Source organism: Flavobacterium quisquiliarum, assembly GCF_019308285.1.
Classification (GTDB): Bacteria; Bacteroidota; Bacteroidia; order Flavobacteriales; family Flavobacteriaceae; genus Flavobacterium; species Flavobacterium quisquiliarum.
This window is the reverse complement of record NZ_WWEM01000005.1, coordinates 1-2,326: the sequence shown is the minus strand read 5'-3', so window position 1 is coordinate 2,326 and position 2,326 is coordinate 1. Positions and strand designations below refer to the sequence as shown.

The following is a 2,326-nucleotide window of genomic DNA, read 5'->3' as shown; positions in this document are numbered from 1 at the left end:
TACGAAAAACAATATTTGGACGTCAAAAACTTAAAGCGAATACTTTTATTGGCGGGGTTGCAGGTACTATTAATACTCCTAATTTATTAGCTACAAAATTAGGTATAACAGTTGGCAGAATTAGAAGTTTTAAAATAACTGGTTCTGACATATCAGCAGAAATAACAGGAGGGACTTATTCAATTCCTGCTAATGCCTTTTTAAGTTTAACATCAATTACTTATTTTCATGATTTATCTGGCTTAGTAACATCTATAGGGACTAATTCATTTTATGGCTGTACTTCGCTTTATGGATCTGTAAATTTTTCAAAAGTTACAAATATAAATCAATCTGCTTTTACAGGATGTACTTCTGTAACAAGTTATACTTTTCCAGAACTTGTAACAATATCCGGAGGACCTTTTATTGCAAATGGGGCGTTTACTGGAAATACAAATCTAACATCTTTCAATGCTCCAAAATTAACTTCCCTGAATGGTGGAAATGCTTTTAACGGTTTAGCAAACCTCGCAACCTTTAATGCGCCTTTATTAGTTTTGACTTCCTCAAACGGAAATGCTTTTCTTAATTGTTCTGGACTGTCTAGCTTAACTATTGCTTCTCCTTCAGCTGTACCCGAAAATGCATTTAGTGGATGTTCAAAAATGACTTCGGTCAATTTATCCAATACAACTTCAATTGGAAACAATGCTTTTGATAGCTGTGGCTTATTAAATAATGTTGTAAATATGGATAACGTGATTGCTGTCGGAACCAGAGCATTTTTTAACTGTTTGAATCTTTCAAATTTTTCAGCAAATTCAGTTAAAAGCGTAGGGCAATCAGCTTTTACAGGATGTACCTCAATAACAAACTACACTTTTCCAGAACTTTTAACAGTATCCGGAGGTCCTTTTATTACAAATGGGGCGTTTACTGGAAATACAAATCTAACATCTTTCGCTGCTCCAAAATTAGCTTCCCTGAATGGGGGAAATGTATTTAACGGTTTAGCAAACCTGACTGTTTTTAATGCACCGCTATTAGTTTTAACTTCCGCAAACGGAAATGCTTTTCTTAATTGTTCCGGACTGTCAAGCTTAACTATTGCTTCTCCTTCAGCTGTACCCGAAAATGCATTTAGTGGGTGTTCAAAAATCACTTCGGTCAATTTATCCAATACAACTTCAATTGGAAGCAATGCTTTTGAGGGCTGTATCTTACTAAATAATGTTGTAAATATGGATAACGTGACTACTGTTGGAACCAGAGCATTTTTTAACTGTTTGAATCTTTCAAATTTTTCAGCAAATTCAGTTGAAAGCATAGGGCAATCAGCTTTTACAGGATGTACCTCAATAACAAGCTACACTTTTTCAGAACTTTTAACAGTATCCGGAGGTCCTTTCATTGCAAATGGGGCGTTTACTGGAAATACAGATCTAACATCTTTCACCGCTCCAAAATTAACTTCCCTGAATGGGGGAAATATTTTTAACGGTTTAACAAACCTGACTGTTTTTAATGCACCCCTATTAGTTTTAACTTCCGCAAACGGAAATGCTTTTCTTAATTGTTCGGGACTGTCAAGCTTAACTATTGCTTCCCCTTCGGCTGTTCCTGCAAGTGCATTTAGTGGATGTTCAAAAATCACTTCGGTTAATTTATCCAGTACAACTTCAATCGGAAGCAATGCTTTTGAGGGGTGTACCTTATTAAATAATGTTGTAAACATGGATAAAGTCACTGCTGTTGGAAATTGGGCTTTTAGCAATTGCTCTTCTATTGATCCCATTTCTATGCCTCAATTGCTAAACTGCGGTTCTACAACTGGTAATAATTCGGTATTTTTTAATGTTAAACTTAATACTACAATTACAGTCCCGATAGCTTTACAAACAGCAAATGGTGGAGCTCCAGATGGCGATTTAGTTTATGCAGCCAATACTAGAGGTGCAACAATTATTTACGTATAATACCACAAAATATGAACACAACCCACAACAGAATAAAAGTATCTGATCTAGAAAAAAATGATCCAGATAAAATTCTAATTACCAATGAAGATGGAGAACTCGAATTTAATGATTTAACCTCTTCCTTAGATTTCAAAACAATTAATGGAGAATCTATTATTGGAGATGGAAATATTGATTTATCAACTAAACAAGATATCTCAAATCAAGTCACTGTAGCGTTACCCGCTACAGTTCAAGATATATGGCATGGAAAAACTGTAAAATTCACAGGGACAGGAACATTAACTATTCCTGGTTCCTTCTCCAATCCAGGAATGTGCTTTGAAGGAATTACAAAAACAGCAACTAATTTAAGCTGGTCTATT

2 protein-coding genes are annotated in these 2,326 nt (G+C 35.0%); both read left to right on the top strand.

Annotation, left to right across the window (positions count from 1 at the left end; genetic code table 11):
* On the top strand, nt 1-1,958 hold a 1,958-nt coding region (locus GSY47_RS00710), incomplete at its 5' end, for a leucine-rich repeat domain-containing protein (protein WP_219071032.1).
* Nucleotides 1,959-1,969: 11 nt separating this feature from the next.
* On the top strand, nt 1,970-2,326 hold a 357-nt coding region (locus GSY47_RS00705; protein WP_219071031.1), incomplete at its 3' end, for a hypothetical protein.